This is a genomic window from Bradyrhizobium sp. CIR18, from assembly GCF_014198295.1.
GTDB lineage: Bacteria > Pseudomonadota > Alphaproteobacteria > Rhizobiales > Xanthobacteraceae > Bradyrhizobium.
Map to the genome: position 1 here is coordinate 134,629 of NZ_JACIHF010000009.1, position 26,621 is coordinate 161,249.

Annotated in this window: 24 protein-coding genes; 5 read left to right on the forward strand and 19 right to left on the reverse strand. The window is 62.4% G+C overall.

Translation table 11 applies throughout. The features are described from left to right. Positions 1 to 69: 69 nt before the first annotated feature. The 5 genes from GGD65_RS25915 to GGD65_RS40315 all read right to left on the reverse strand — a co-directional run bounded on the left by GGD65_RS25915 (position 70) and on the right by GGD65_RS40315 (position 2,598). Positions 70 to 951: a replication initiator protein A gene (locus GGD65_RS25915; protein WP_183237023.1), complete on the reverse strand. Its 882-nt coding sequence runs from the start codon at positions 949 to 951 to the stop codon at positions 70 to 72. Between the two features lie 22 nt (positions 952 to 973). Beyond that, positions 974 to 1,255 (reverse strand): AlpA family transcriptional regulator, encoded by a 282-nt coding sequence (locus GGD65_RS25920; RefSeq protein WP_092295092.1) that lies wholly within the window; start codon positions 1,253 to 1,255, stop codon positions 974 to 976. A gap of 133 nt (positions 1,256 to 1,388) precedes the next feature. Next, the gene (locus GGD65_RS25925) at positions 1,389 to 1,898 is read right to left on the reverse strand and encodes a DUF2285 domain-containing protein (protein ID WP_312017731.1); all 510 of its coding nucleotides are present in this window, start codon (positions 1,896 to 1,898) and stop codon (positions 1,389 to 1,391) included. 67 nt (positions 1,899 to 1,965) lie between these two features. After that, positions 1,966 to 2,160, reverse strand: a complete 195-nt coding sequence (locus tag GGD65_RS25930) for a transcriptional regulator domain-containing protein (RefSeq protein WP_183237024.1) — start codon at positions 2,158 to 2,160, stop codon at positions 1,966 to 1,968. A gap of 165 nt (positions 2,161 to 2,325) precedes the next feature. Continuing rightward, positions 2,326 to 2,598, reverse strand: a complete 273-nt coding sequence (locus GGD65_RS40315; RefSeq protein ID WP_246783409.1) for a DUF2285 domain-containing protein — start codon at positions 2,596 to 2,598, stop codon at positions 2,326 to 2,328. Positions 2,599 to 2,806: 208 nt separating this feature from the next. Here GGD65_RS40315 and GGD65_RS25935 point away from each other — a divergent pair, with 208 nt between their 5' ends. After that, positions 2,807 to 3,034, forward strand: coding sequence for a helix-turn-helix domain-containing protein (locus GGD65_RS25935; protein ID WP_183237025.1), 228 nt, complete (start codon positions 2,807 to 2,809; stop codon positions 3,032 to 3,034). Positions 3,035 to 3,098: 64 nt separating this feature from the next. On the opposite strand, the gene GGD65_RS25940 is transcribed toward GGD65_RS25935, so the two are convergent. From GGD65_RS25940 to GGD65_RS26000, 13 genes are all read right to left on the reverse strand, one after another. Then, positions 3,099 to 3,419: a DUF736 domain-containing protein gene (locus GGD65_RS25940; RefSeq protein ID WP_027562526.1), complete on the reverse strand. Its 321-nt coding sequence runs from the start codon at positions 3,417 to 3,419 to the stop codon at positions 3,099 to 3,101. Positions 3,420 to 3,989: 570 nt separating this feature from the next. Continuing rightward, on the reverse strand, positions 3,990 to 4,439 hold the full coding sequence (locus GGD65_RS25945; RefSeq protein ID WP_183237026.1) for a hypothetical protein: 450 nt from the start codon (positions 4,437 to 4,439) through the stop codon (positions 3,990 to 3,992). Positions 4,440 to 4,579: 140 nt separating this feature from the next. Then, positions 4,580 to 5,503 carry a DUF2493 domain-containing protein gene (locus tag GGD65_RS25950; protein WP_183237027.1) on the reverse strand — a complete coding sequence of 308 codons (924 nt, stop codon included), beginning with the start codon at positions 5,501 to 5,503 and terminating at the stop codon, positions 4,580 to 4,582. A gap of 338 nt (positions 5,504 to 5,841) precedes the next feature. Continuing rightward, positions 5,842 to 6,903 (reverse strand): toprim domain-containing protein, encoded by a 1,062-nt coding sequence (locus GGD65_RS25955; RefSeq protein ID WP_183237028.1) that lies wholly within the window; start codon positions 6,901 to 6,903, stop codon positions 5,842 to 5,844. Further along, positions 6,903 to 11,222, reverse strand: coding sequence for a strawberry notch-like NTP hydrolase domain-containing protein (locus tag GGD65_RS25960; protein WP_183237029.1), 4,320 nt, complete (start codon positions 11,220 to 11,222; stop codon positions 6,903 to 6,905). The genes GGD65_RS25955 and GGD65_RS25960 overlap by 1 nt, the downstream gene beginning before the upstream one ends. 186 nt (positions 11,223 to 11,408) lie before the next feature. Next, a complete protein-coding gene (locus GGD65_RS25965; RefSeq protein ID WP_183237030.1) occupies positions 11,409 to 13,526 on the reverse strand; it encodes a ParB/RepB/Spo0J family partition protein in 2,118 nt (705 codons plus the stop codon). Positions 13,527 to 13,627: 101 nt separating this feature from the next. Further along, positions 13,628 to 14,590, reverse strand: coding sequence for an ArdC family protein (locus tag GGD65_RS25970; protein ID WP_183237031.1), 963 nt, complete (start codon positions 14,588 to 14,590; stop codon positions 13,628 to 13,630). Positions 14,591 to 15,054: 464 nt separating this feature from the next. Continuing rightward, positions 15,055 to 15,375, reverse strand: coding sequence for a ferredoxin family protein (locus GGD65_RS25975; RefSeq protein WP_183237032.1), 321 nt, complete (start codon positions 15,373 to 15,375; stop codon positions 15,055 to 15,057). Next, positions 15,372 to 16,997 carry an FAD-dependent oxidoreductase gene (locus GGD65_RS25980; RefSeq protein WP_183237033.1) on the reverse strand — a complete coding sequence of 542 codons (1,626 nt, stop codon included), beginning with the start codon at positions 16,995 to 16,997 and terminating at the stop codon, positions 15,372 to 15,374. The genes GGD65_RS25975 and GGD65_RS25980 overlap by 4 nt, the downstream gene beginning before the upstream one ends. 43 nt (positions 16,998 to 17,040) lie before the next feature. After that, on the reverse strand, positions 17,041 to 17,904 hold the full coding sequence (locus GGD65_RS25985) for an ABC transporter permease (RefSeq protein ID WP_183237034.1): 864 nt from the start codon (positions 17,902 to 17,904) through the stop codon (positions 17,041 to 17,043). Then, a complete protein-coding gene (locus GGD65_RS25990) occupies positions 17,897 to 18,763 on the reverse strand; it encodes an ABC transporter ATP-binding protein (RefSeq protein WP_183237035.1) in 867 nt (288 codons plus the stop codon). Before GGD65_RS25990 ends, GGD65_RS25985 begins: the two co-directional genes overlap by 8 nt. Next, positions 18,760 to 19,803 carry an ABC transporter substrate-binding protein gene (locus tag GGD65_RS25995; RefSeq protein WP_183237036.1) on the reverse strand — a complete coding sequence of 348 codons (1,044 nt, stop codon included), beginning with the start codon at positions 19,801 to 19,803 and terminating at the stop codon, positions 18,760 to 18,762. The genes GGD65_RS25990 and GGD65_RS25995 overlap by 4 nt, the downstream gene beginning before the upstream one ends. A 28-nt stretch (positions 19,804 to 19,831) precedes the next feature. Continuing rightward, the gene (locus GGD65_RS26000; RefSeq protein ID WP_183237140.1) at positions 19,832 to 20,761 is read right to left on the reverse strand and encodes a TauD/TfdA family dioxygenase; all 930 of its coding nucleotides are present in this window, start codon (positions 20,759 to 20,761) and stop codon (positions 19,832 to 19,834) included. 645 nt (positions 20,762 to 21,406) lie between these two features. Between GGD65_RS26000 and GGD65_RS26005 the strand changes: the two genes are divergently transcribed. Both GGD65_RS26005 and GGD65_RS26010 read left to right on the forward strand, forming a co-directional pair. Further along, complete coding sequence (locus tag GGD65_RS26005) at positions 21,407 to 22,747, forward strand: LLM class flavin-dependent oxidoreductase (protein ID WP_183237141.1); 1,341 nt, start codon at positions 21,407 to 21,409, stop codon at positions 22,745 to 22,747. Between the two features lie 1,506 nt (positions 22,748 to 24,253). Next, positions 24,254 to 24,532, forward strand: coding sequence for a hypothetical protein (locus GGD65_RS26010; protein ID WP_183237037.1), 279 nt, complete (start codon positions 24,254 to 24,256; stop codon positions 24,530 to 24,532). A 26-nt stretch (positions 24,533 to 24,558) separates the two neighbouring features. Here GGD65_RS26010 and GGD65_RS26015 read toward each other — a convergent pair whose 3' ends face one another. Next, positions 24,559 to 24,747, reverse strand: coding sequence for a DUF3606 domain-containing protein (locus tag GGD65_RS26015; protein WP_183237038.1), 189 nt, complete (start codon positions 24,745 to 24,747; stop codon positions 24,559 to 24,561). Between the two features lie 104 nt (positions 24,748 to 24,851). On the opposite strand from GGD65_RS26015, the gene ligD reads away from it, so the two are divergent. Then, entirely contained in the window at positions 24,852 to 25,772 is a 921-nt protein-coding gene (gene ligD / locus GGD65_RS26020; protein WP_183237142.1) for a non-homologous end-joining DNA ligase, read from the forward strand. Between the two features lie 351 nt (positions 25,773 to 26,123). Next, the gene (gene hspD / locus GGD65_RS26025; RefSeq protein ID WP_183237039.1) at positions 26,124 to 26,582 is read left to right on the forward strand and encodes a small heat shock protein HspD; all 459 of its coding nucleotides are present in this window, start codon (positions 26,124 to 26,126) and stop codon (positions 26,580 to 26,582) included. Positions 26,583 to 26,621 lie beyond the last annotated feature (39 nt).

A 26,621-nucleotide genomic window follows, 5' to 3' on the forward strand; every position in this document is an offset into this window, starting at 1 on the left:
GTCCCCGATAGCACGAGGATCGGGTCCCCGATAGCACGAGGGTTGCGGTCCCCGATAGCACGAGTGGATTCACAGGTTGTCCTCCGAATTCGATATGAGTCCGCGCCGGCGCAGGCGTGCCGTTAGGGGATCAACCGGCGAAGGTGCGAAGTTCAGCCGCTCGGTGCCATCAGGATCGCGCGTGAGCACGAGCTGATAGCCGGGCAATGTCTGGCGCTGGACGATTTGACGTACGTCGTAAGCAAAGTGCTTGAGCGGCGAGATGATGCCGGACTTGGCATGGAGGTGACCAAGGTCAAAGCTCCAGCCGCAAACCTGGCGTCCGCCGTGCTTGCGCACGAGGCGGTAGAGCCACCGCTCAAGCCCGCCCCTCAGCTCGAAATAGGCGCGATCGATCGTCAGCACGAGCGCGTCATCGACGACGCCGGCATAGAACCAATCAGGCAGGATCAGCTCGATGCCAAATGGCCGGCCGCTTGCATCGGCTGTCTCCTTCCACTCGTTGATCCAGGAGAAGCGGTGCCGCCGCCGTTCTGCCGGCTGGCGGATCGACGTCAGCACTGTCGTTGACTGAAGTCTGTCAAGACCAGCCTTCAGGCGGTCATAGTCACGTGCGCTGGTGCCGCGGCCCACGAAGGTCAAAATCTCGTAAGGCGTTGCTGCCATTAGGCGCGACGTCTTCAAGCCCGCATCACGGGCTTCGACGATCTGAGAAGCGGCCCAAATCAGAACGTCCGCATCCCAAATGGTCGCCATACCGTGCTCAGGCACCGCTTCGACACGAATTGCGATCGCACCCGCGCGGAAATCGATCGGCACAATGCGTTTGGTCTTTGCCAACGAAAAGAATGGATAAGCCATCAGATCCTGCGCGTCGCGCGGCGCAAGATCGCCGGGAAGCGCCCGGAAGAGCTCAAGCTGCTCGCGCTCGGAACGGTGTTTGCGCCGCATGGTCACTGTTCTCACGCGGCAATCAGCGACGTTCCTGGCCCGCATAGGGGCGGAGCACCGGGTGCTTCTTGGCTGGCAGTACCGTCCCCTTCCCGGGGTCGGACGTCGATGTCTTGGCGCCGCGGTCCGCCCACGCCTTCAGGTCATCGACGGCGTAGACAACACGTCCGCCGATCTTCCGATACGTCGGTCCGGTACCATACGTCCGGTGCTTCTCGAGCGTGCGACCGGACAGGCCAAGATAACGCGCGGCCTCAGGTGTACGCAGGAAGCGCGGGGGAAGACCGGCCATCGGATCGGGCATTTGAGAACTCCAGGAGGACAGCGCACTGCGCCTGGCTAGGCCGGCGTGTGTGCGGTCATCATGGAGGAGCAGGATCTCGGAGGGGGATGCCGAATATGGAGAGGTCGGTTTTCGGCACCCCCTTAGAACCGCGTTACTCGTCCTTACGCACGGGCCGCAGAAGCTTGCGATAGCCACCGCGCATCAACGCGAGGCCGCCTTGCACCAAGCGGATTGTTCGATTGCGCAGATCATGGGTCTTCCAGGCGCGATCGGGGATTCGTTTTTTGCCGAACAGCGCTTCGGCGATAACGCGATAACTGCCGCCGGCGCCACGCGCATCAAGCGCGCGGATCGCGGTGCTCAGGCGTTCGCGCCGCTGTCTAGATAATTGATGAAATGCAGGCCCTGGCGCGCGTCCATTCATCGCGCGCCACAGCCGGCGGGCTGCATAGGCACGTGCGCCGAAATCGCCATCAAACGGCAATTCGGCTGTGTATGACGCGCCGAGCACTGGCGGCTCTTTGGACCAGACACGGTGATCTATCGCACCGATGCGCAGAACGGCATGCCAGCCGTCGACGGCGCGGCGCACCTGGCCAGCTGTAAGGTCGAGCAGTGGCTGAGACGTCGAACCGCCATCGGTCGCCGAGGCAACCGTCACCGGAACGACCGCCGCTAGAACCTCAGGCGCCCAAAAGATCGTCTGCTCGTCGAAGGACCTCTGCGGGTCATGGGCGAAAGCAGATGCCCCATTTCCTCCTGAATTCCCCGGTCACTGCACCATCTGGGCTGCTTGCGATCATCGCTTCGTACTCGCGTCGATAGTCCGCGTTACGACGAAGACATTCCCAGGCGATGTCGGTGATTTCGGCGTCTTGTAGGCTCTTGTAGGAATCCGGCGACCGCCAGTCGAATTCAGGCATTGCTTCCGCCCCATTGCACGCAGCTAACAACGATTGCAGCGCAATAGGTATGAACGAGACGGTTGTAGGAAGCCCCTAGTTTGGCACCACGTGGTGCTCCGGAATGACCACCCTTCAGCAAAAGAAAATAGTTCTGCCAGCAAGTCGTCGGCCAGCGATTTTCTTCTACTTCGAGCCGGTGTCGCGTAACAAGCGCCCTTGTTCGGTCACCCATTTGGCGCGGGCAAGATGACTCTGATATGCGCTCCGCGCACGGTCTGGCTCTCGCTCAGGGTCCATATGCAAGACCACTCGAGCCACTTCGCGCCAGTCCGCACCCTCACCTTCGGCCTGCAGAAGGCGAACGTACGTGACAACATGCTGTTCGTCATAGGCCGTCAACGTCGGCTCGTTCGGCGCACTGTCAGCTACGTCTGGATCTAGGGATGGTTTCTGCATCATACCCGCTTTTAGAACGCCTATAAGCTACGCCATGGTTTGGTCGCAATCCAGACCTCCGTTGCCCGGTTGGAATCTTGGATATTCGTTCGGATCAGCGACGGAGCTTGGCCGCGCACGTCACGTCGCCACAGTCGATAGCATGTTCGGACACGAATAGGAACGATCGTTCCTAGAACGATCGTTCCGGCTCAGTTCCCATATCGCCATGGATCTCAAAGAGATCATGGCTGTGAACCTGCGTCGGAAACGCCACGATCTACAAATGACGCAGGAGGAGCTGGCCGAGCGCGCGGGTTTAAGCGCCCGTTACGTCGGCGCCATCGAGCGCGGCGACGTATCAGCAAGCGTTACCGTGCTCGGGCAAATTGCTGACGCATTAGGGGTCGAACCGGGGGACCTGCTCAAAAAAGCTGCGCGGCTTAGCAAATCGTAAGCCCGCTCAGGCCAGCCGCGAAGCGCCCCGCCCGGCGGACCGGACGGGGCTTGGTGGGGCGCTCTTACTCGCCGCTCTTGCGCGGCCGCGACCACAGAAGGGTATAGCCCTCGCCGCCTTCGTCATCGAACAAGTTCGCGTAAATCGGGGCGTTGAACGAGGGGTCGTCGAGCTTGAGTGAGAGGTAATCGCGGCCCTCTTCGGAACGCTTCGACCAGGCTGCGCCGATCTCCGCGCGCCCCACATAGATCCGGTGGCTGGGAGCGTTGTCGTTGGAGCGGTTGGTCTCGGCGACGATGCGGACGCCCTTGGCTTGCAGGCTCAGGGTGACGATCTCGCCCTGGAAATCGTTGCCGACCTTCTTGAAAGAACCAATGTTAGCCATGTCACTTCTCCTTTTGTGTTTCGAGCCCGCGACCACCGCGGCCTCGATGGCGATCTAGGGCCGAGGACGATCGGCGACGCACCCGCTCGGGCCGGAGCGCAGCGGAGGACGTCGTTGTGGCGACTTTCTTGTCTCGCGAGGAATGGGCGAAGCCCAGGGGAAGAAAGTCGCATCAACGGCGTTGCGGCTCAGACGATCGAGGCGAAGCCGGTCTTCGGCCAGATCAAGCCATCAACGAGGCCACGTGCGTCCGCGTGCTGAACCACAATCTCTGGAGAAGCGTGGCTATCTCGGTTCTGATGAACAAGAGGCCGGAACGATTCAGCGGGGAAAGAGAAACAATCTCCTGCAAAAGGCGGCATCGTTTCCCATGAACCGATCGAGGTAACATCGCTCTGCCGCGGCTGGGTGGGCCGGACCGAATGCCGGCAGCTTGACTGAGGAGTTCTGAGGAGGAGCCTCTCCCGCGCTCAGGTTTCGATCATCTCCCGTTCGCCGCGCCGATCTACGCACCTGTTCGATGAAGGCGGGAAACGATCATCGCTCGACCAATGTGGCCGTAAGAACTGGTTAGGACGGGTTCTCCACCACCCCATCCGGCTCGAACGGGCCGGTCTTCGCCAAAACAATCAAGCGCGTCCATGACGTAACGCCAATGCAAACCGCGCCCAGGCAAGCGAAGACTTCACGCCAGGCCAGCGAAGGCACCCCGATATGGGACACGGCGAACACCACATGATAGCCGGCGACGGCGGCGGGAACAGCGAATGCTGTCGCGATCGCGATGCGCAAGGCCAAGGACCGAGTAACAGCAAAGGCGACCTGGCCGAGGACAAGCGTCAGCGCACCGCCGGCCATTGCGATAAGCAGCGCGCCAATGTGGCCGGCGCCGCTCTGAAACGCCGTCATCCCGATACTCAGCGCGACGAAAAACGGCAGGGCATACACTGCGAGCGCGAAAATCGCCCAGCAGAATAGGCCGATGCCGAGTGTGTTGAGAACAAGCCCAATAGCGAGCATGGTGGTAGCTCCATGTGCATAGATGTACCAGTTGCGCCTTCCACCACCACCACGGCGCAACTCTGGATATCAGACCGAAACGAGGCGGAGTTGCGGCGTGAGCAATTCCGCCTCGACGCTTGGAGTCGAGAAGATGGCGCTCACGCGCCGCCGAACCTCCAGACCGGGATGCCGAGCCGCTTCGCCTTGTCGGCGAGGTTGTCCTGGATGCCCGTGCCCGGGAAGTGCATGACGCCGGTAGGCAGGAGTTCGAGCATGGCATCGTTGCGCTTGAACGGTGCTGCCTTGGCATGTTTCGTCCAATCAGGCTTGAAGGCGATCTGAGGCACTTTGCGGATCGTCGCCCATTTGGATGCGATCAGTTCGGCACCCTTCGGGGAGCCGCCATGGAGCAGGACCATGTCTGGATGCTTGGCATGAACCTTGTCGAGACGATCCCAGATGAGGTGGTGGTCGTTGAAGTCGAGCCCTCCAGTGAGCGCGATCTTCGGCCCAGCGGGCAGCATGACCCCGGTCTCAGCGCGGCGCTTGGCCGCGATGAAGTCGCGGGAGTCGATCATCGCTGCGGTCAGCGTACGATGGTTCACCAGCGATCCCGATCGGGGACGCCAGAATGAGCCGGTGTGAGTCTCGAAGCGCTCTATGGCCTGGTCGCGGAAGAGCTCCAAGCAGTTGCGGCGCTCAATCAGCGTGATGCCTTCCGCCGTGATGCGTTCTAGTTCGACGGATCGAACTTCGGAACCGTCCTGCTCGCGCTGACTCTTCTGTTGCGCCAGTTCGTTGTCGTCGAGTTGGCGACCGATGCGGTCAACGGCACGATGGAACAGGTTGACAGTCGACCAGAGCAGATCGTCGAGGTCCGGCTCAAGCCGCGTGTCGCTCAACGTGGCGACCAAGGCATCGAAGATGTCAGCGACGGCACCGGTAATGATCCTGCCCTCGGGAAGCGGCCGTCGATCCGGCTGGTCGTCGAAGGGGCGGTAACCAAAGAGCTGCAATTCGGTAAGAACGTGTTCGGTCGCAGATGCGGCGTGCGGGGGTTCGATGTCATCGTGGTCGGTCATGGAGGCGATCCTTTGCCGGATCGGCCGCGACCATCGCGGCCTTCGTGGCGATCACTCAGACGGCAGGCGGAACGGGCCAGAACCCGGAGCAGAGCGGAGGGCCGAAGCGCAGCGGAGGATGGCGGAGGCCGGCTATTTTGCTTCGCGATGCAAAGCGCGCTCGCCAGATGGCTAATGTGTCTTCTCGTCGCCGGCGCGCGGCGGAAAATAGCCGGACGCAGCCATTGCCGGCCCGAGCCGCTTGCCGTCCGATCGCCCTCTAGAAGGCCGTGGTCGCGTCCTCTTCCGGCAGTGGCCGTACCGCGACCGACCTGTCGACGCCCATCGAATTGCCGGGGCTACTCTGCGGTTGCCATCGACGAATGCAGGAAACGGACGACGTCCTCCGGTACGAGTTGCAGAAGCAACGCTGCTCGGAGGGCCTCGCGGCCGAAGATGTGCAGATCTTCGTTGAAGTCGCCCAGCCGGGGCGACAATGCGATCGCTTCAATGCCGGCGGCTTCTGCGCGCAGGGTGAGAATAGCCTGTACGGCATCTCCGGCGGCATCTGCGTCACGGGCGATATAGAGTCGGCGTAGGCCAGACGGCAGCAACATGGCTGAGAGGTGATTGGCCGAGAGAGCAGCGGTCATGGGCAAGGTCGGCAGTACATAACGCAGCGACAGCATGGTCTCGATCCCCTCGCCCGCAGCGAGCACGTCGTCCACCACGCCGAAGCGAACGGCGTTACCAAGCAGGTCGCCCATGGCCCGTCGTGGCGTTTCGATCGGGGCCTTGCCGAGCCGCACGCGATCAAAGCCGTGTGGATCTAGCCAGGTGCGATGTACGCCCGTGATCCGTCCCTCGAGGTCCGTGACAGAGCCTATCATCGCCGGCCAAGTTTCAGCCGGCAAATGCTCGTCCGGTCGGTAGTAGCAACGTGGGTGGAAGCGCAGGCTACCACCGTGGTAGATTTGGCTTATTCCACGACGTTGCAAATACCTTTCCACCAACGTCCCTTCGATCGGACCGGATATCGCAAAAAGTCGACGGGCGGCTTCTTGCGATCCGGCCGGCACAACTGGACGAACGGGTCTCGGGAGTGATTGCTCCTCAGAACGAGGCAGCTTCAGAAAGCGCCTCGCCTCCTCGGCGATCTCGCGGAAGTCTCGCAATGCAAGGCTTTCGCGGATGATGTCGAGGAGATCGCCATGCTCCCCGGTCGCGGCATCGGTCCATTTGCCGGCGGGGCCCTTCGACGATTCCTGGAGCCGCACAAATAACGAGCGGCCCGGGGTGTTGTGGACGTCGCCAACCACCCAGTACCGCCCCGCCCGCTTACCGTTGGGGAGATAGTGTCGGCACACCGCCTCGGCCTCGCGCGCGAGGCGGCGTGCTAGCTCGGAGACATCGCCGGACATCACGCGACCTCCCGCTCACTGATGTGCGCAACCGGATAGGTGTCGAGCACCTTCGACAGGATCTCGACGCCGCTCGCGTTCGTGGGTACGAACATGCGCAGCTTCCAGGAGATGATCTCCCCAAAGAGGCCGTAAGCACGGAGGCGATCGCGTAACGTGTCGTTGAATCCCGACAGCTCGATGCGATGTGCACCCATCGCCCGGACGCGGCGAAGCTGAAGTCCCTCCGCGAGGTCGAGGACGGTCCGTCCTTCCATCAGTGCAGCAAAGGCAGCGTCCGGCGTCAGCGAAGGCGCGTCCGTCGTAACAACGTTTGCGACCCACGCGGCCGAAACCTTGCGGCCGATGATGCGTTCGCCAGCATCGGTCTGGAGCCGATAGACGCGGGTCGATTCGTTCGGTAGCCGCTTCCAGATCGGTAGCAGCAAGCCCGCCACGACGTGGATCGTGCTTTCCGTGAACTCGGGCACCTCGGCAAGCTCCGCCAGCCAGGTCGAGGCAAAGCGTTCACGATCCGCTTCGTCCCAATGACTTTCGGCCATGGTGGTCAAGGGGACCGTGTGCTGATCCATCGACCGGATCAGACGGACGCGCCGCTCGATCTCGCCGTCATCGAGCATGACGCTCGCCGCGGGGACCTGTACGGCGGCTCGTCCCGAGCGCTCATTGACGAGCAGGACGGCCTGACGATCGGAAAGACGAGCAAGAGCGTCATCCAGACTCACCGGATGATTGCGCTCGCACTGGGCGACCGTGAGCAGCCGGGTCTCGGCGCCGGTCCCCGGATGGTCATAGATCGTCCGCCGGTCGGTGACGACGAGGCTCTCGGCACGGAGGGTTTCCAACCCGACGTCGTAGGTGCCGGATGCAACCGCGCCTTCGATCCGAGCGGTCAAGAGCTGCTCGAAGGCGGTGAACAGCACATTCTGTAGGTCGATGGTGAGCGCCAATAGCCTGTTCAGAAAGGTCGTGATCGGCGGCAGGTCATCCCTGAGCCCATTGGCATCCATGAGCTTCAGACCGGTCGCATCCTCGAACCTCCCAAGCGAGCACCCCTCGACCTTGCCTCGCGCGAGCAGCGTGTAGAGCTGACGCAGCGCATCACGTCCGTACTGGCTTTCGAGATTGTCCTCGGGCCGGAACAGGCCCTGTCCTCCGGTCTGACGTTGGCCGCGGGTAATGGCTCCCAACGTATCGAGCCGGCGGGCAATGGTGCTGAGAAAGCGCTTTTCGGCCTTCACGTCTGTCGCAATCGGACGAAACAACGGTGGCTGCGCTTGATTGGTCCGGTTTGTGCGGCCGAGGCCCTGGATTGCGGCATCGGCCTTCCAGCCGGGCTCGAGCAAGTAGTGGACCCGCAAACGGCGATTCCGGGCCGACAGTTCGGCATGGTAGCTCCTCCCCGTGCCGCCGGCGTCGGAGAACACGAGGATGCGCTTGACGTCGTCCATGAAAGCCGAGGTCTCGGCGAGGTTGGCTGAACCGGCTCGATTTTCGACCACCAGCCGGTCGCCCTTGCGAACGATGCGGCGCGAGCGGCCCGTCACCTCGGCAACCAAGTCGGTGCCGAAGCGCTGCACGACCTGATCCAGCGCGCCAGGTACCGGCGGCAATGAGGCGAGCTTCTCGATCAAACGATCGCGGCGGGCGACGGCCTCCCGGCTCTCGACCGCCTGGCCATCGCGATAGACAGGCCGGGAGCAAAGGTTACCTTCAGAGTCGGTAAAGGGCTCGTAGAGCTGGACCGGGAAGGAGTGGGCGAGATAGTCGAGGACATACTCGCGCGGCGTGATGTCGACCTTGACGTCGCCCCACTCTTCAGTCGGGATCTCAGCGAGCCGGCGCTCCATCAGCGCTTCGCCCGTCGACACGATCTGAATGACGGCGGTGTGTCCAGCCTCAAGATCGTGCTTGATCGAACGGATCAGCGACGGGGTCTTCATCGAAGTCAGGAGGTGCCCGAAGAAGCGCTGCTTCGCGCTTTCGAAGGCGGAGCGTGCCGCTGATTTGGCCTGCCCGTTCAGCGTTCCCGTTGCGCCAGTGATGTTGGCCGCTCGCATCGCGGCGTCGAGGTTGTTATGGATGATACCGAACGCATCGGCATAGGCATCATAGATGCGAACTTGCTCGGGCGTCAGCTGGTGTTCGACGAGCTCGTACGCGACGCCCTCGTAGGACAATGAGCGGGCCGCATAGAGACCGAGCGCCTTGAGGTCCCGCGCCAGCACCTCCATCGCCGCGACCCCTCCCTCCTCGATCGCTTCGACGAACTCGGCACGCGTCGCGAACGGGAAGTCGGCGCCGCCCCAGAGGCCAAGGCGTTGGGCATAAGCGAGGTTGTGGACCGTGGTAGCGCCCGTCGCCGACACATAAACTACGCGGGCATTCGGCAGCGCGTGCTGGAGCCGCAGGCCAGCGCGGCCCTGCCGAGAGGCCGCCTGGTCACCGCGCTCGCCCTTGCCCCCGACCGCATTCTGCATGGCGTGGCTCTCGTCGAAGACAATCACTCCGTCGAAGTCCGAACCCAACCATTCGACGATCTGCCTGACACGCGAAAGCTTTTCGCCGCGCTCGTCGGTCCGTAGGGTGGCGTAGGTGGTAAAAAGGATGCCTTCCGAGAGCCGAATCGGGGTGCCCTGGCGAAACCGCGAGAGCGGCGTCACAAGTAGCCGCTCCATGCCGAGCGCGGACCAATCGCGCTGCGCGTCCTCGATCAGCTTGTCGGACTTGCTGACCCAGATCGCACGACGACGGCCCTTGAACCAGTTGTCGAGCAAAACCCCGGCGACCTGCCGCCCCTTGCCCGCCCCGGTGCCATCGCCCAAGAACCAGCCGCGGCGAAAGCGGACGGCATTTTCGGCGTCGTCGCGCGCGGCGGCCAAAACATCAAAGGTCGTGTCGACCGTCCAGGAGCCTGCCAGGAATTCGGAATGCGCCTCGCCGGCATAGATGAGGCTCTCCAGCTGAGCATCCGACAGAACACCGTCGTCCATGACATTGGCCGGCAGGTGCGGACGATAGGATGGCTTCGGTGGCGCAACGGACGCCATCGCGGCAGACTGCACGAGCTTGGTCGGATGTGCGCATGATCCGGGAATGCAGATCGACTGTAGTCCGTATTCCTCATAAAGCGCATCGGTCAGCCGGGCGCCTTCCGGCGGCGACCATTCGACCGTCTCGTACGCAAGTTCGACGCCCTTTGGCGCTGCCTCTGTCGAAGAGGACGATGAGCGCGGTGCGGCGGGGCCGACCGATCGCGACATCGCTGGCCGCCCGATTGCAGCGATCTCCTGTGGCGTGGCGACGGGCAGCCTTGGAGGCACATGCTGGCTCACCCAGCCAAGCAAGGTGGCGACATCGGCCGCCATGCCTGGTGAGGCAGGAAAAGCGGTCGGATCGGCGGCAGGCAGCTTGTCGATTACAAGCAGCCTCGTATCCGTCTGAGTGCCATGCTTGGCGTAGACGGCGCCATCGATCGCCGCAGAAAACACCACCCGTCCGCGTTCCTGGAGGCGAGCGAAGGCATTTCGCCATGCCGGATTGTCCGGCGCGAAGCTTGCACCGGCGATGGCGACGAGGCGTCCACCGTCGCAAAGGCGCGCGAGCGCCGAAGCGATGTGGCGGAGAGCCGCATCCGCCATCCGTCGATCGACATTCGCTACCGCGGAGAACGGCGGGTTCATCAGGACGACGCTTGGTGTGACACTCGCATCGAGGTGATCATCGATTTGCGCGGCATCGAACCGCGTGACATTAACGCCCGCGAATAGCTGTTCGAGCAGCCCCGCCCGGGTCTCAGCCAACTCGTTCAATAGCAAGACGCCGCCGTCAAGCTCGGCAAAGACGGCAAGCAAACCAGTCCCCGCGGAGGGCTCCAGAACGCGATCGGCCTGTGTAATGCCGGCTGCGGTGCATGCGGCCAGCCCCAGCGGGAGCGGTGTCGAGAACTGCTGAAGCGCCTGACTATCTTCGGAACGTCGCGTGTGGGTCGGGAGAAGACCAGACACTCGCGCAAGCATCGGAAGCATGGCGACGGTCGAGCCGGCCTTGGCGCGCATGGCCGGACCGAACTTGCGAAGGAACAGAACGGTTGCCGCCTCGCAGACGTCATAGGCGGTCTTCCAGTTCCAAACGCCGGCCGTGTCCGAGGCGCCGAAGGCAGACTCCATAGCGCTACGCAGAACAGCGGCATCGATGCGACGGCCGCGTTCGAGTTCGGTCAGGACCTGTCGCGCGGCCCTGACAGCGGCAGAGGTGAGATTTGCAGCGGCACGCGTGGAGAGCGGCGTGGCGGCACCGCCGGCAAGAGATTCGGTCATGGCAGGATTCCTTTCGGAGAGCAGGAACGGGTCGAACCGCCCGGCGCTCTCCTCAAGACCACGACGATTCAAACCCTTCCCGGCCTACCTCTCCCTCTGAGCCCTCGCCCATAAGAATGGGGACCGGCGCTGAGCACCGGTCCCCAAGCAACCGCTGGACGGCCGGAGCCGCCCCGCTCTGTGATGTTACTCAGCCGCGTCGAGTTGTTGCGGATCTTCGTCGCCGGCGGTCTCCTGATCCTCTTCGTCGGCGAGGAATTCGGGCAGCGAGCCAGCTTCGCCCTTCTGCTCCACTGGCGCCACATCGGGATCGACGAGACGCAGCGGCTCCGGCAACCAACCCGAGCCATCCAGAAGACGCTCGGCCTCCTTGGCCATGTCGGCCTTCTTCAGATGGTCGATCAGTTGTGCTGACGACTCGCCCTTGGATTCCCGCACCGCTTCCAGAATACGCGGCTTGGTGACCCGCCCGAGATAGTTGTCGACCGTCGGTCGCCAGCCGGCCTGCACCATGTCGAGCCCGACCGCGCGCGCCAGCACATCGGCTTGGTCGAGGCGCGTGCGGACACCGTGAGCGGAGACACGGCCCTGATTGTAGCGGTTGGCCGGCTCATAGACGGCGTTGACCGCAAATGACGCACAGTGCGCGAACAGCGACGCCTGTGCACCGCCATCGAGAGTCGTCAGCGCATCCCAAAGATCGTTCTCGCTCTTCGGCAACCGCGCCTTCCATGCCTCATGCCGCGCCTCGATGGCCTTGGCTGAGACGCTTTCTCTCAACCCCGGAGCTTGAGCGGGAAAGTTCGGCGTGCGAAGGCCGATCTCAAGACAGCTCCCGGACGAGGCGAACCGGTAAAAGGCCGTCAGCACGAAGTTATGCAGCACCGCCTGGAACGCGACCGCTGGATTTTCTGCCAGCGCATCCCGCAATGCCAGTGTACGATGCGCCGTCAGCTCGATGATGAGCCGATCCGGCAGAGGTTTGGCCGCGTCCTCATCATCCTCTTCGACATCAGCAGCGCTACCTGCGACCGCGATGATCGTGCGTTGGACTGAAGTGCTGGGCTCCTGCCCTTCGTTCGACGACGGGTCGGCGGCCTGCGCGATATCAGGATCAGTTGCCTGCACCTCGTCCTCTGGCCGGACGTAACCCCGGTCCACGGAGAGGCGTCCTTCGGAATCGATGCTGATGAAGACACCAGCTCGGGCGATCTCCGTCGGTTCGTAAAGCATCGGCCGATTTTCGAATGCCGCCAATGCCGATTCGATTTCGCCGAGACGCTGATCGACCTCGTCCGGCAACTCGTCGGCATCCTGGTAATCCGATTCAAGCTTGGCCTGCTCGGTGTTCAGGGCATCGATGGTGGCCTGCTCCTCAGGCGAGAGTTCGACAGGTTTGCCTTCGATTTCTCGTAGACCTTGAGTGTGACCGTAGGAGAAATCCACGGCGACTGAGATCCACTTCCAGCCTTCGGCCGCAATCGTCTCAGCTTCGGCTTTGAGCTTTTCGGTCACGAGGCGGTCGAGCAACACGACGTCCTGAAGCCAGCCGCCGTCGTCGTGCTCGAACAAATCACGCAGAACGCCGCCACCCGCGTGCTGATAAGCATCGAGGCCCACAAATTGGGCCCGGCGATCGGACCCGCGCACGGTGTTCTCGGTGAGCAAGCGCCGTATCTGGTATGGCTCATCATATCCGGAGCGGCTGACGTTCTCCCAGACCTGCTCTTGGCGGGCGTGATCGGCAGTGACTGAGAACGCCATGAGCTGCTCGAGCGTCACGCCATCTTCAGCATAGACCTCATGCAACTTCGGCGAGACCGACGCCAGGCGCAGGCGCTGCTTGACGATGGCGGGGTTCACGAAATGGCGCGCGGCAATGTCTTCTTCGCTCATGCCGAGGTCGCGGAGGATCTGGAAGGCCCGAAACTGATCGAGCGGATGCAGGCCGACCCGCTCATCGTTCTCCGCCACCGAATCGTCCGCGGCAATGCCCCCTTCACGCACGACGCACGGCACCGCCTGCGTCTTGGACATCCGCTTCTGTTTCACCAGGAGTTCGAGAGCGCGATAGCGCCTGCCGCCCGCTGGCACCTCGAACATGCCGGTCTCGTTGCCATCTGCATCAACGACGGCCCGGACACTCAGACTTTGCAGAAGCGTACGCTGCGCGATGCTCTCGGCTAGCTGCTCGATCGAGACACCGGTCTTGACGCGCCGAACGTTCGACTGGCTGAGCACGAGCTTGTTAAAGGGAATGTCCCGGGAAGGCGACAACGTGATCTTTTGTACGGCTTTCGTCATTTTAGCTCTCCACGACGGGCGCCGTGAGACTCTCTCTCGGCTTCCAACCCGTCGCGAACAGCCTCCCCCCTCTCACTCTCGCGCGGCCAGGAGGCCGAGCATCACGCCGCCTCGTGATCGGCGACAACCGAATGCGGCGACGTGTGCTCAATGGCCCCGGGAATGAAGCCGAGCAAATAATCCGCGGCCTTGCTCGCTTGCGAGGCGGCACGCACGATGGCCCGATTGTCTTCACGCAGAACTTCAAGCCATGATCCGATATAGTCGGCATGGCGCACGGTCGGGACGATCCCGAGCGACGCGCAACTGAATGCGGAACTCAACTCGGCGACCAGTTCTTCGAAGGCATATCTCTTCGTACCGTAGGATCCGCTCTGGTCGCGATTGAGACGCGAAGGATGCCCGGTCGCATGACCGAGTTCATGCAAGGCCGTACGGTGCCAGTTGATGGGTTCGAAATAGGCCTGCGGCGGCGGGACCTGAACATAGTCTTCGGCTGTTGCATAGAATGCGCGATCTCCACCGATCCGGAATGGAATTCCGCTGGCCCTGATCAGAGCGTCGACCTTGGGTTCGATGAGGCCAGCCGGCGGTGGCAGCGCCGCGTTGGCAATCTCGCCGGGCAGTTCCTCACACTGATCGGTGTTGAAAACGGTAAATCGTTTGAGGAATGGAATCGCCTGCGCGTCTTCGCCGGTCTCGGCGGCGCGTCGCTTCTCGTCATTCGGCACGAAACGATCGGCGTAGACGACTGTGGTGCCGCGCTCTCCCTTGCGAACGTGGCCACCAAGCGAGAGCGCCTGACGGAACGTGAGCCAACTTTGCCCGGTGAATCCGCGCTCGATCACGGCTCCCCAGAGGATGAGGATGTTAACGCCACCGTATTGCCGGTTAGTCGACGCGTTTTTCGGCATCGCCAGCGGCGCTTTCGCCGCGGCAGTACCCCAGGGCTGAACCCAAGGGACGCGTCCGGCCTCGAGTTCGGCAATGATCCGGTCGGTGATTTCGTTGTAGAGGTTCGCCCGGTCCAGGTCGACGCGCGCGTACGCAGTAGGGTTTGACATCGCGGGTCTCCGCGACGGGCACCGCGAGCCTCTCTCGCAGCTTGTAACCCGTCACGGAAAAACCCAGCCTGCACTCTTACTCTAAGCTTCTTGCCCGATCTGCCTTAGGCCGCAGGACGGTTCCGGCGTGCGCCAGGGCGCGTCGCTTTAAGAGAAATGGCGCCCGCAGGAGCGCGAGCATAGGGACGCCGAAGGCGGCACGCCGGACCGAGTGCGCGACGAGACCGGTTATAAGGGTACCCGGGAACGGGGCAGTGATAACGACCCGGCATCGGTACCCTTTGGCTCGTCGCCGGACGAGGCGCGGCACTTCAACAAGGAGCACTCCCGCCTTCGCCGGCGGATTTCAAGCTACCGCCGTTCCTGTCTTGGCCCGGCTCAGGAGTTGCGTTTCCAAGTTGTCGGGCGGTGCTAACCGAAGCCGGGGAGGTCGCTCCCGGTGGCCTTTCGCGTCTTGGCTTCGGTCAATGCCCGAACAGTAAATAGCTGCGATCAAGGCCGCGGCGATCCCGCGTCTCGTCCGTCCAACCGACGGCGCGGCGGTAGCTGCCCAACGTAGGCGAATTCTTGAGCGCCAGGAGATCGACCGGCTGCGCCTGATCGGCGAAAGGCGCGACATAAAGCGCGTCTTCGGGACAATAAAGTTCGCAGAGGAAGCAGGTCTGGCAATCGCTCTGACGCGCGATCACCGGAATGCCGTCCGTCTTATCGAACACATTTGTCGGGCACACGGTCACGCAGATGTCGCAAGACGTACAACGCTCGGTATCGATGACTTCAATCATTCTGCCGCCTCCAAATAGGTCGCTTCCGCATGCGGGCGAGCCGACGTCCAGACTTCATCAAGGCCCCCGGTTGTCACGTAGTGACGCTGGCGGTCGTCCTGATCGGGGAAATCGTCGCGGCGATGCATGCCGCGGCTTTCCTGACGTGTCAGCGCGCTACGGTACATCCATCGCGCAGTCGCGAGCATCGCTGCGCCCTCGCGAGCTCGCGACAGATCGTCTTTGTTTGCTGCGTCTGCGTCCGAGATGTCGCGCCAGGCGGCATCGAGCCGCGCCAGCGCCCCCTGCAGCCGCGACGCTTCGCGGAAATAATTCAGTTCATAAGGGAAGACCTCGTCCTGGACCGCTTTGGCTAACACTGCCGGGGCGAACATACGCCGCGGCCGGTTGCGGAATGCGACAGTTCCGGCGGAGGACAGCCTTCGACTTGCAGTTAGACCAAGGTGCCGCGCGTAATCGGCAGCGCCCTGCCCCGCCCATGCTCCCGAAGACATCGCCCAGGCGGCGTTGTGGCTGCCGCCGCCAGTGAAGCCGCCGCAGATCAGTTCACGCGTGGCCGTGTCGCCCGCGGCATACAGTCCGGGCACGCTTGTGGCACAGCTTTCGTCGACAATACGAAGGCCGCCGGTGCCACGCACCGTGCCCTCCAGCCGCAAGGTGATGGGGAAGCGATCAGTGAATGGATCGATGCCTGTGCGGTCGAAGGGCAGGAAGAAGTTTGGCTGCGAGGCACGCATGTGACGCTGCACGTCGCCATCAGCCTTGTCGAGCTGCGCGTAGACGGATCCTTGAAGCAGCGCGCGAGCGATCGCCGAGCGTCCGCCTTTGGACGCCGCGCCAGGCACGACCGTGCCATCGTCATAAGTAAAGGTCGCCCAGCCGAAAAACAACGTCTTGGTCACCGAGCCGAACGCAGCCGAGATCGCGTAAGGGTTGGAAAATTCCATGCTGCTGAACTCGGCACCGACTTCGGCCGCCATCAGATAACCGTCACCGGTCAGCACGTTCGAGCCGAGAGTCTTGCTCAGAAACGCGCAGCCGCCGGTCGCGATCACGACCGCTTTGGCGCGCACCGTCCAGCGATCATCTTTTTGCCGGCGCAGACCGCTGGCGCCGGCGACTGCGCCATCGTCATCCACCAGCAATTCGAGCGCCGGGCTGTGATCGAGAATCGTGACGCCGGCCTGCTTGGTGCGCTTACGCATCAATCGCATATATTCCGGTCCCTGTAGCGAGTCGCGCTGCGAGGTACCGCTCTCGTCGAGCGGATAGGGATATCCCCCATCGGCCAGGCGATTGCTCTGCTGATAGGTGCGATCGAGCACCCGCGCCATCCAGCGGCGATCCTGCAGATACCCGCCCAGCTTCTCGCGGTTGGCCATCGCAGCTTCGCGCTGTGCTGGGTCGGGCTCGACATACCAGACACCGGTGCCGGCTGCCGCGGTGGCGCCGGAGGTGCCGCAAAATCCCTTGTCGGCGAGTACCACACGCGCCCCGCGCTCCGCGGCGCTCACTGCAGCCCAGGTGCCCGCGGGCCCGCCGCCGAGCACCAGCACATCGGCGTCGTATTCAACCGATCCAGCCGGCGCGACTCTGCGTTCGGCACGATGAATTTGAGTCATTGACCTTGTCCTCTGCCCAAATGATTACGATTCATCCATACGCTCACGCTGTCACCGGGGCCTTCCAACGCATGAAGCGCCGCTCCAGCGCTTCGAGCGCGGCGTTGAATGCCAGCCCGATCACGGTGATACCGAGAATGCCGAAATACATCTGCGGGATTAGGAAGCTGTACTGGCTGTTGATGATGAGATAGCCGAGCCCCGCCTTGGCACCGACCATCTCGGAGGCGACCAGCACAAGCATGGCGGAAGCGCTAGCGAGACGGATGCCGACGAAGATGGTGGGTAGCGCAGCCGGCAGGATCACTTTACGGAACAATTGCTGGGGCGTTGCGCCCATGGTCCGCGCCGATTTGATCAGGAGCGGATCGACCTGTTTCACCGCGGCGACGGTATTGAGCAGCAGGGGCCACGCGCAGCTATAGATCACCATCGTGATTTTCGAGAGCTCGCCGATCCCAAGCAGCAGGATGAACACGGGGAGCAGCGCCAGCGGTGCGGTATTGCGGCAGATCTCGATGAACTGATTGAGAAGATCGCCGAGTCGGGCATACCAGCCAACCGCAAGGCCAAGCGGCACGATCAGGGCTACCGAGATCAGAAAGCCGCTCAGCGCGCGCAGCAGGCTGGCGCAGACGTCGTCATAAAGCTCGCCGGTCTGCGCGAGTTGCCAGCCGGCCGCGATCACCTCTGAGAAGGGCGGCAGGAACACCGCGTCGATGAGCCCCAGCCGCGGTGCAGCCTCCCACACCGCAAGCAGCGCAATCAGCAGCAGCGAGCGGCGCCCGGCGACGGCCAGTCCGCGCGCTGCAGCGCGCAATCGCGCCGCCACCTGCGAAGGCGGCCTCTCCAGCTCCCGGCGCCCATGTGCCAGCTCCAAAAGCGTCAACAGTTCCATATTAGACATGGGCAGCTTCCTTCACGCCACGGCCGACCGGGCGCGAAGCCCCGCCGCCGGCCAACTGTCCGTGCTGGGCTTTCTGCACTTCCTCGCGCAACAGGCTCCAGACCTCATGCCGCACCTCGCCGAACTCCGGCAGCGAACGCACGTCGTCGGCCTCGCTGCGCAGCAGGTCCGGAATATCGATAATCTGCTTGATCCGGCCCGGACGCGACGTCATCACCGCGACCCGCTGGCCGAGTACGACAGCCTCGTCAATGCCATGGGTGATGAAAATGATGGTCTTGCCGGTGGCGCGCCAAATCCGCAGCAACTCACCTTGCAGGGTCTCGCGCGTCTGGGCGTCGAGTGCTGCAAAGGGCTCGTCCATCAGAAGCACTTCGGGATCATAGGCAAGGCTGCGCGCGATCGCCACGCGCTGCTTCATGCCGCCGGAGAGTTCGTGCGGATAGCGGTCGGCGAAACCGGACAGGCCGACCAGGTCGAGGAAATGCCGAGCGACGTCGCGCCGCTCCTTGGCCTTGAAGCCGGCAATGTCGAGGCCGAACTCGATGTTCTGCGCGGCCGTGCGCCAGGGAAACAGCGCATATTGCTGGAACACGATGCCCCGATCGCGCGCCGGTCCCTCAATCGGTTGGCCATCGAGCAGGATGCGACCGCTGGTCGGCGTCGCGAGCCCACCGAGCAGATCGAGCAAAGTGGACTTTCCGCAGCCGCTCGGCCCGACGAGAGCGAGGAACTCGCCGGTGCGAACATCGAGCGTGATGTCTTCCAGCGCGGTGAAGCGGCCGGCCGGACCGCCACTTTCGCCGCGCGTGACGAATTCCTTGCGGACCCGTTCAAAGCTGATCTTGACGGAGGTCATTTTGCCTCCGCCGTATTGCCGGGACGGAAATAGTTGAACGCGTTGGTGTAGGTATCTGAGGCCTTGACCTGCCCCGGCTTGAACAGCCCGTCCTTCTCAAGCCAGTTGATCCACACCTGGATCTCAGCGTCTGAAATCACGCCGCCCTTGCTCGCAACGCCGGTGCTCTTCCAGTATTTGATGGTGGAACCGTCCTCGTTGCGCTTGCGCTCCGCGATGATCCTGTCGAACCGGGCACGAACCTCATCCGGCGGGCTGCTCTGCGCCCACTGGATTGCGCGCGAGATGCCCTCGACCAGCTTGCGCGAGGCTTCGGGATTGTCCTTGATAAATTTATCCCGTAGCACGTAGGCGCCGCCGGTGAACTGCCCGAATAGGTCGGTATCGTTGAACAGCGAGCGGATGCCGCCGCGCTCCAGCGCCTTGTCGCGCAGCACGCCGCTGAGCGCACTTACCTCGACCGCCCCTTGGCGCAAGGCCTGCTCACCCGAAACCGGCGGGATCGCCACCAATGTCACTTGCTTGGCTTCGCCGGCGTTGAGGCCGTTCCGCGCCAGAAATTCGCGCAGCACAAATTCGAGATGGGCGCCGAGCGTGTTGACCGCGACCTTCTTGCCTATCAGATCGCGCGCAGTCTTGATCGCACTGTCGTCCTTGACGTAGTACCCGTAATAGGTGTTGGCATCCGAGCCGTAGTAGCCGACGACCGCCTTGATCGGGGCCTTTGCCGCTATCAGCTTCAGGATCGCGCCATAGAAGGCACCGCCGACGTCGATATCGCCGGTGACGACGGTCTGGATGTCTTGCGGCCCGCTAGTTGTGTTGCCGACCCATTTGAGCTTCAGCGGCGCGAGATAGCCGAGGTCCTCGGCAAGCTCGGTGAACGTCACCTGCCCGGCCCAGCCCTGATAACGAATCTCAGTCTTCTCCAGTGGCGGTTCGGCGAAGGCCGGGGCCACGAGGCCCAACGCGAGGGCACCGGCCAGCAGAAGGCGCGCGGCGTGACGCCGCACGCGAAGAATGCGAAGGATCGTGTTCATTGTTGTGCTCCGATTGCGTGACCCTGAATCAGGCGGCTTTCGCCGCCTGCGGTTTCGAAGTTTTGATGCGTGTCACGCTGTGGCGGCCGTCGACGCTGAGCGGCACGTCGCCATCGATGGTGGCGCGGCGAACCACGCGATGTTGATCGCCGTAGTCATTGACCGCGTAATGCTGGGTGGCGCGATTATCCCAGATTGCAACATCGCCAGCCTGCCACCTCCAGCGCACGGTATTTTCGGGCGCCGTGATATGCGACTGGAACAAATCGAACAGCTTCTGGCCGTCGTATTTCGGCAGGCCGACGAAGCGCTGCACGAAGTTGCCGAGCACCAGCGTGCGCTCGCCAGTCTCGGGATGGACGCGCACCACCGGATGCTCGGTCTCGAAAATGGTACCTGTGAAGACCTCGTCGAAGTGCTTCTTGTCCGCCTCTGAAGCACGCGCCTTCACAGCGTAGTCATAGGCATTGCTGTGCACCGCCCAGAGCTCGTCGGCGAGTTTGCGCAGGGGCGCCGGCAGATCGAGATAGGCCGCCGCCGTGTTCGACCAAACGGTGTCGCCGCCATAGGAGGGGATCACCACGCCGCGCAGCACCGAGATTTTCGGATAGGCATCCACGAAGGTCACATCCGTATGCCACTGATCGGCACGGCCCCCGCCTCGGCCAGAATCCAATTCCAGGATCGAGGACGTGCCCTTGGTGGCGCCGACCGTCGGATGCGGCACCAGCTTGCCGAGCCGGACGGCAAAACGTTCTTGCTCCGCATCGTCGAGATGGCCCTGGTCGCGGAAGAAGATCACTTTGTGTTCGAGCAGCACTTGGTTGATGGCGCGGATGACCTGGTCGGGCAGATCGCCCGACAGCTTGACGTTCCTGATCTCGGCGCCGAGCCGAGCGGCGCGCTTGACGATGTCAGCGCGCGGAATGACATTGTCTATTTCGGTGGTGTTGCTCATGATCCTGTTCTCATCACTGCGATCCATGGACAAAGCTCCGCCATGCGCCGGTCGCGGGTACGACGGCGGAGATATTCGAAGTCACTTTTGAAGGGGGCGTCCGTTCAGTCGTGCCTGATGGGTCGACAGAGGCATCGGATACAGCGATCGTCGCAAATGTGCTGTGCGATAGCATGGTCGCCGAGCGGCCTCGTGAGAGGCGACACGTCGCGCGCTACGTTATGGGCATCGGCTGGCAGCATAGGTGGGACGACCTCGCTTTGACGCTTCTGATCGTAAAAGCGATCCAAAATCAGTCAATGAAACGAAACCAGCTTTGTTTTTGAGGGGACGCAATGATCGCATCGTCACCCATGCAGACACTGAAATATTTGCGACGATTACCGTCCGCTACTTCGCTTCACGTGCACGACCGCATACAAAATCGGCCGCGTCGACGCGTAGAATAGCTAGAAAAGCCGGCTTGCTTCGTCGACACGCACGCACTCGTCTTCGATCGACGATCTCCTCACCCGCTTCATGCTCACTTGGCACACAACAACGCAAATTCCTTTCATCGACAGGCTTGCGATCACCGACATAGAGTTGATGGAACGCGCGGAGGCGCAGTCTAATCAGACAACGATCAACATTCACGAGCACGACATGAGCAAACGCCAGCTTTCCCTGAACTTTTTCATCTATCCGGACGGCCATCACGAGGCGGCTTGGCGTCACAAGTCCTCGGCAACGGACCGTATCCTCGACGTCACCTATTATCAGGAGCTGGCGCAGAAAGCCGAGGCGCACAAGTTCGACGCGGTGTTCTTCGCCGACGGGCCGGCGCTGGCAGACAACGTCCGCTATGCGCAGCGCTTCCGGCTCGAGCCGATCACGCTCCTGACCGCGATCGCGTCGGCCACCAAGCACATCGGCCTGATCGCAACGGCGTCGACGACCTACACTGAGCCCTACAATCTGGCGCGGTTGTTCGCCTCGCTTGATCACATCAGCGGCGGCCGTGCCGGCTGGAACATCGTGACCACGAGCACGCCGCAGGCGGCGCAGAATTTTGGTCTGCCGGAGCATCCGCCGCATCACGAACGTTACGAGCGGGCGCGGGAATATCTCGACGTTATCACGAGGCTCTGGGACAGTTGGGAAGACGACGCGCTGGTCAACGACCCGGTGTCGGGCATCTTTGCCGACACCAGCAAGATCCACACGATCGATCACATCGGAAAGCATTTCCGCGTGCGCGGGCCGCTCAATGTCTCGCGGACGCCGCAGGGGCGGCCGGTCTACGTCCAAGCCGGTTCCTCAGAAGATGGACGCGTCTTCGCGGCACGCTTTGCCGAAGCGATCTTCACCGCGCATCAGACTTTGGCCAGCGCACAAGAGTTCTACGCCGATATTAAGCGGCAAGCGCGCGCCTTCGACCGTAGCCCCGACCAAATCAAAATCCTGCCTGGGATTTCCCCCTTCATCGCCAGCACGCAGCTCGAGGCCGACCGGCTGCAGGAGGAGTTTAACGACCTCATCCAACCAGAATTTTCGCTCACCCAACTCCGTCAGATGACTGGGCTCGATCTCTCCGGCTTCGATCTCGATGGCCCTTTCCCCCGGCATCTGATCGACACCAACGGTGCGCACGGCGTCGCTAGCCGCTTCAAGCTCGTTGTCGATATCGTCGATCGTGAGAAGCCGACGATCCGTCAGCTCGTGCAGCGGCTCGCCGGCGCACGCGGCCATTGGGTGATCGCTGGGCCGCCTGAGAAGATCGCTGACAACATCGAGACCTGGTTCGAGAACGGCGCGGCCGACGGATTCAACGTCATGCCGCCGTGGCTGCCAGGCGGTTTCGACGTCTTCGCCGAGCAGGTCGTGCCTATCCTGCGCGCGCGCTGCCTGTTCCGGCACGACTATGCCGGCACTACCTTACGCGGACATTACAGTCTGGATCGCCCGGACAGCGTTTTCTCCAATCGCGTTAAAGCGACCGCTTGAAAGACTTGCATCGAACGTAACTGCCGGGAGCCGACGCAGCGCACCACGGCAGCCGATCTTTCATACAGGTTACTTGAGCTAGGCGCTAGTTCTGGAGCAATGCTGCGTTTTCGCAGGTCGTCCACTAGCTTTGCTCTCGGCTGCTCGCAGTTGTTCGATGATGCCACGTTGAACAGCCAAGATGTCATGCCTCTTGGTAGGTCTGCATGTTGGCTTTTGTCATCACCTCGGGCGTGCGCCAGCGGCGCATCGCCTCAACGGAAAATGGCACCCGGAGAGCGTGAGCATAGCGGCCCGAAGGGGCACGCGGGTCCGAGTGCAGCGACGAGACCGGTTCAACAGCGGCACCCGGGAACGGGGCAGTGATAGCGATCGCCGCAGGCGAGCCCCTTTCCCGAGTGCCCCCGGCGAGGAGCACCAAAGCTCTGGCGCGAGGGATCGAAGCCGCAAGGCCGAGACGCTGCGCGGCTCGGTTCACGAGAGCCCGGTGCGGCTCTGGCCGCACGCGCCAAAAGCTGAGCGAACGTGATGCAGGCAACGATACGAGAACCGCCCAGCATTTTCACGGGAGTCTCGCAATTATGGAAGAGAGGCCTGTGGGCGGAGCGAAAGCGTAGACCACTCGCGGGACGCAGCAAAAGAGGCACCCGCAGGAGGGTCAGCATAGCGCCGACGCATTGCGGCGGGATCCGGGACCGAGTGCAGTCGCGAGACCGGTTAAAAAGGCACCCGACCCGAAGGGCAGTGATAGCGACGCCGGCATGCAATGACGGCGGGCCCGAGGGCGAGTGCCTCCGGCGAGCGACCAATGCGGATTCACGTCTGCTTGGTATCAATTTTGCTTTTGTGATAGCGTCTCACTCGTGCGCATGTCTATGCACGGCGTGGGCATGTTCACTGAGAGCCATTTTTTACAGAGGACGACATGGCCAAGAAAGCGAAGAAGGCAAAGAAGACCGCGAAGGCAGCCACCAAGAAGGTGGCAAAGAAGACTTCAAAGAAAAAGAAGTAGTCGTATCGGCTACTGATCTATTGCCGCCTTCGGGTCGCAACCCGCATGAAAAGCGAGACCTCCCAAAGGATATGAAGCGTCCTTTGCAGCCGTTTGGTATCGCGGCAAGGTAAGACAAGGCCGGACCTTTGTGCAGGCGGCTGCTGCATAAAGGTCCGGTTTTTCATTTCTGCCCCGCGAGGGCGTGATCTGCTCGTGCGCGAGGGATCGAAGCCGCAAGGCCGAGACGCTGCGCGGCTCGGTTTACGAGAGCCCGGTGCGGCGACAGCCGCACGCACAAAACGGACAAGAAGCAACCACCTGAGCTCGGACGTCTGAAGTATCGGAAAACGGTTTCTTCAGTTCGTTCTTGCCCACCCCTAGCACCTGGGCGGGCGGAAAATTCGGCCTTCGAAAAACCACGAGATCCCACGATCTCGAATCCCAGTCGTGTGTTAGCGATGGGGAACGTCTGCGGGACTAAACGATTCGTCTCAGCGTGGGGGACCCTTTCAATGCTGATGACCAAGCAGAGACGGCCGGCGATCCGCACCCTGCGCGGTTGGGCGATCAACGTGCTGAACGAAGCCGGCGCCATCCGCGAGTGCGAGGAGCACGGTTGGATGCAGGACCGCGCCGATCCGCATGCACGAGCGCGGGCCTTCGACATCGCCCGTCGAAATCCGCCAGCAGACGTATCCCCTCAAGCAGCGGAGGCGGCGGTTCGCGACGTGCTGGACTCGATTGGTGATACCTGCCCAGAATGCCCCCCTGACGTGGAGGACCGGCGCTAAGCATCGACGCCGACCCCGTCTCCTTCTCAGCGGCCTAGCCGTTTCTCCACGCGCTTGCGCGCGTTGCCGACCTTTTTGACGGCCTTTTTCACCGCCGGTGCCGACTTTCTTGTCTTCTTCGCCTCGTACTGCACTTCGTAGTCCTGCCCGCCAGCCACCCGCGCCCGGTCCTGTTTTCGTCCGCGCGCCGTCTTGCTCTTCTTCGCTACCGCCATCGGTGCCTCCTGTTGTGACATCGAAGCAACGCGACAAGGATTCGCAGGTTCCGGAACGATCCGAACTGTGCCAATTTGAGTCGGCTGTAGCGTGGAGTTATTCAGTGGCGTTTGCGCGTAAAATGCCGGCGGCTATCGGCGTCAAGGCGCCTCTCCCCGGCTTCATCGAACCGGCCCTGGCCACCTCGATCGAGAAGGTGCCGTCAGGAGAGCGGTGGATTCACGAAATCAAGTTCGACGGCTACCGTGTTCAGGTCCATCTGGCCAACGAGACGGCGAAGATCTTCACCCGGCGGGGCCACGATTGGACGCATCGCTTCAAGAAGGTCGCTCATGACGCCTGGCGGATCAAGGCGAACTCGGCGGTGGTGGACGGGGAGATCGTGGTACCGGCGGCCGACGGCACGACCGACTTCTCGGTCCTGCAGAACGAGCTTAAGGGCAAGTCGGCCAGCATCGTGCTCGTAGCGTTCGATCTGCTCTATCTGAACGGCCGAGATATCCGGAAGCTACCGCTTTTTCAGCGCAAGGCCGAACTCAAGAAGATCGTGAACGGCACCGACATCCAGTTCAGCGAAAGTTTCGAGATAAACGGCCGTGAGATGTTCGCGCACGCCTGCAAGCTCGGCCTCGAAGGCGTCGTCTCGAAGGTACGGGACAGTGCCTATCCGCGGGGACGCACGAACGACTGGGTCAAGAAGACTTGCGTGCAGCGGGAGACGCTGACCATTGCCGGTTTCGCACTCGATGGTACGAAGTGGGACGGGCTCTATGTCGGGCGGCGCAAGGGTGACGATCTGGTCTACGCCGGCAAAGTCGACCACGGCTTCGACAAGGTCTCGGCCGCCGATCTGCAGAAGCGGCTTAAACCCCTCATCCGAAGGACTCAGCCCTACGCCAAGCGCATCGGCCACAAGGGCATCTGGGTTGAACCCAAGCTTCTGGCCGAGATCGAGTATCGCGCAAAGTCTGCCGACGGAAAGGTCCGGCACCCTTTCTTTCGAGGATTACGCGATGACGTGTAATCAGGCAGGCGCTAGCGCGACAATTCGGCTCAAGCTGGAAGCAGAACATCCAGACTCCGGCCTTCGCTTGCGAACCATGCTATACGGATCCGCCGGCGGGCAGCGTTTTCATCCCGAAACCGTATAGCGGCGCCCAACTCATCTCGACGCTGCGAGACTTGACCGGGATCGTCTGGACCCCTAAGCCGACGATTTTTTTGCCTCCCCTCTTGAAACCAAAATCGGTTTTGCTAATTTTTTTGGCGTCACCTTCGGGTGACGTCTGAGGTGCCCTCTGGGGCCTCTGACCTGAGACGGGCACCGGTCGTGTCCGGTGCCTCATACCCATCTTGCTCTTTGGAGGATTTGGCTATGCGCACTTATGATTTCTCGCCCCTGTTCCGGTCGACGATCGGCTTCGATCGCCTGTTTGACCTCGCCGAGACGGCCCAGCGGGCTGCCGAGGAAAGCTATCCCCCCTATAACATCGAACGGCTGGCCGAAGACCGTTACCAGATCACTCTGGCGGTGGCGGGCTTCTCGCCCGACGAGGTCGCGGTCACGGCCGAACAGAACGTCGTAACGATCGAGGGCGGCAAGACCGAGAAGGCCGAGCGGGAGTTTCTCTACAGAGGGATCTCGACCCGCCACTTCAAGCGTCAGTTCAACCTGGCGGACTACGTACAGGTCAAGGGCGCAACGTTCGACAACGGCTTGCTGAAGATCGAATTGGTCCGGGAAATCCCAGAGGCCATGAAGCCGCGCCGCATCGCGATTGGCGGCGCCGCATCTTCAGACAACGTCCACCAGATCGAGGCCAAAGCGGCCTAATTCAACCCCATCGAGCAACGCCGCGCGTCAGCCGACGCG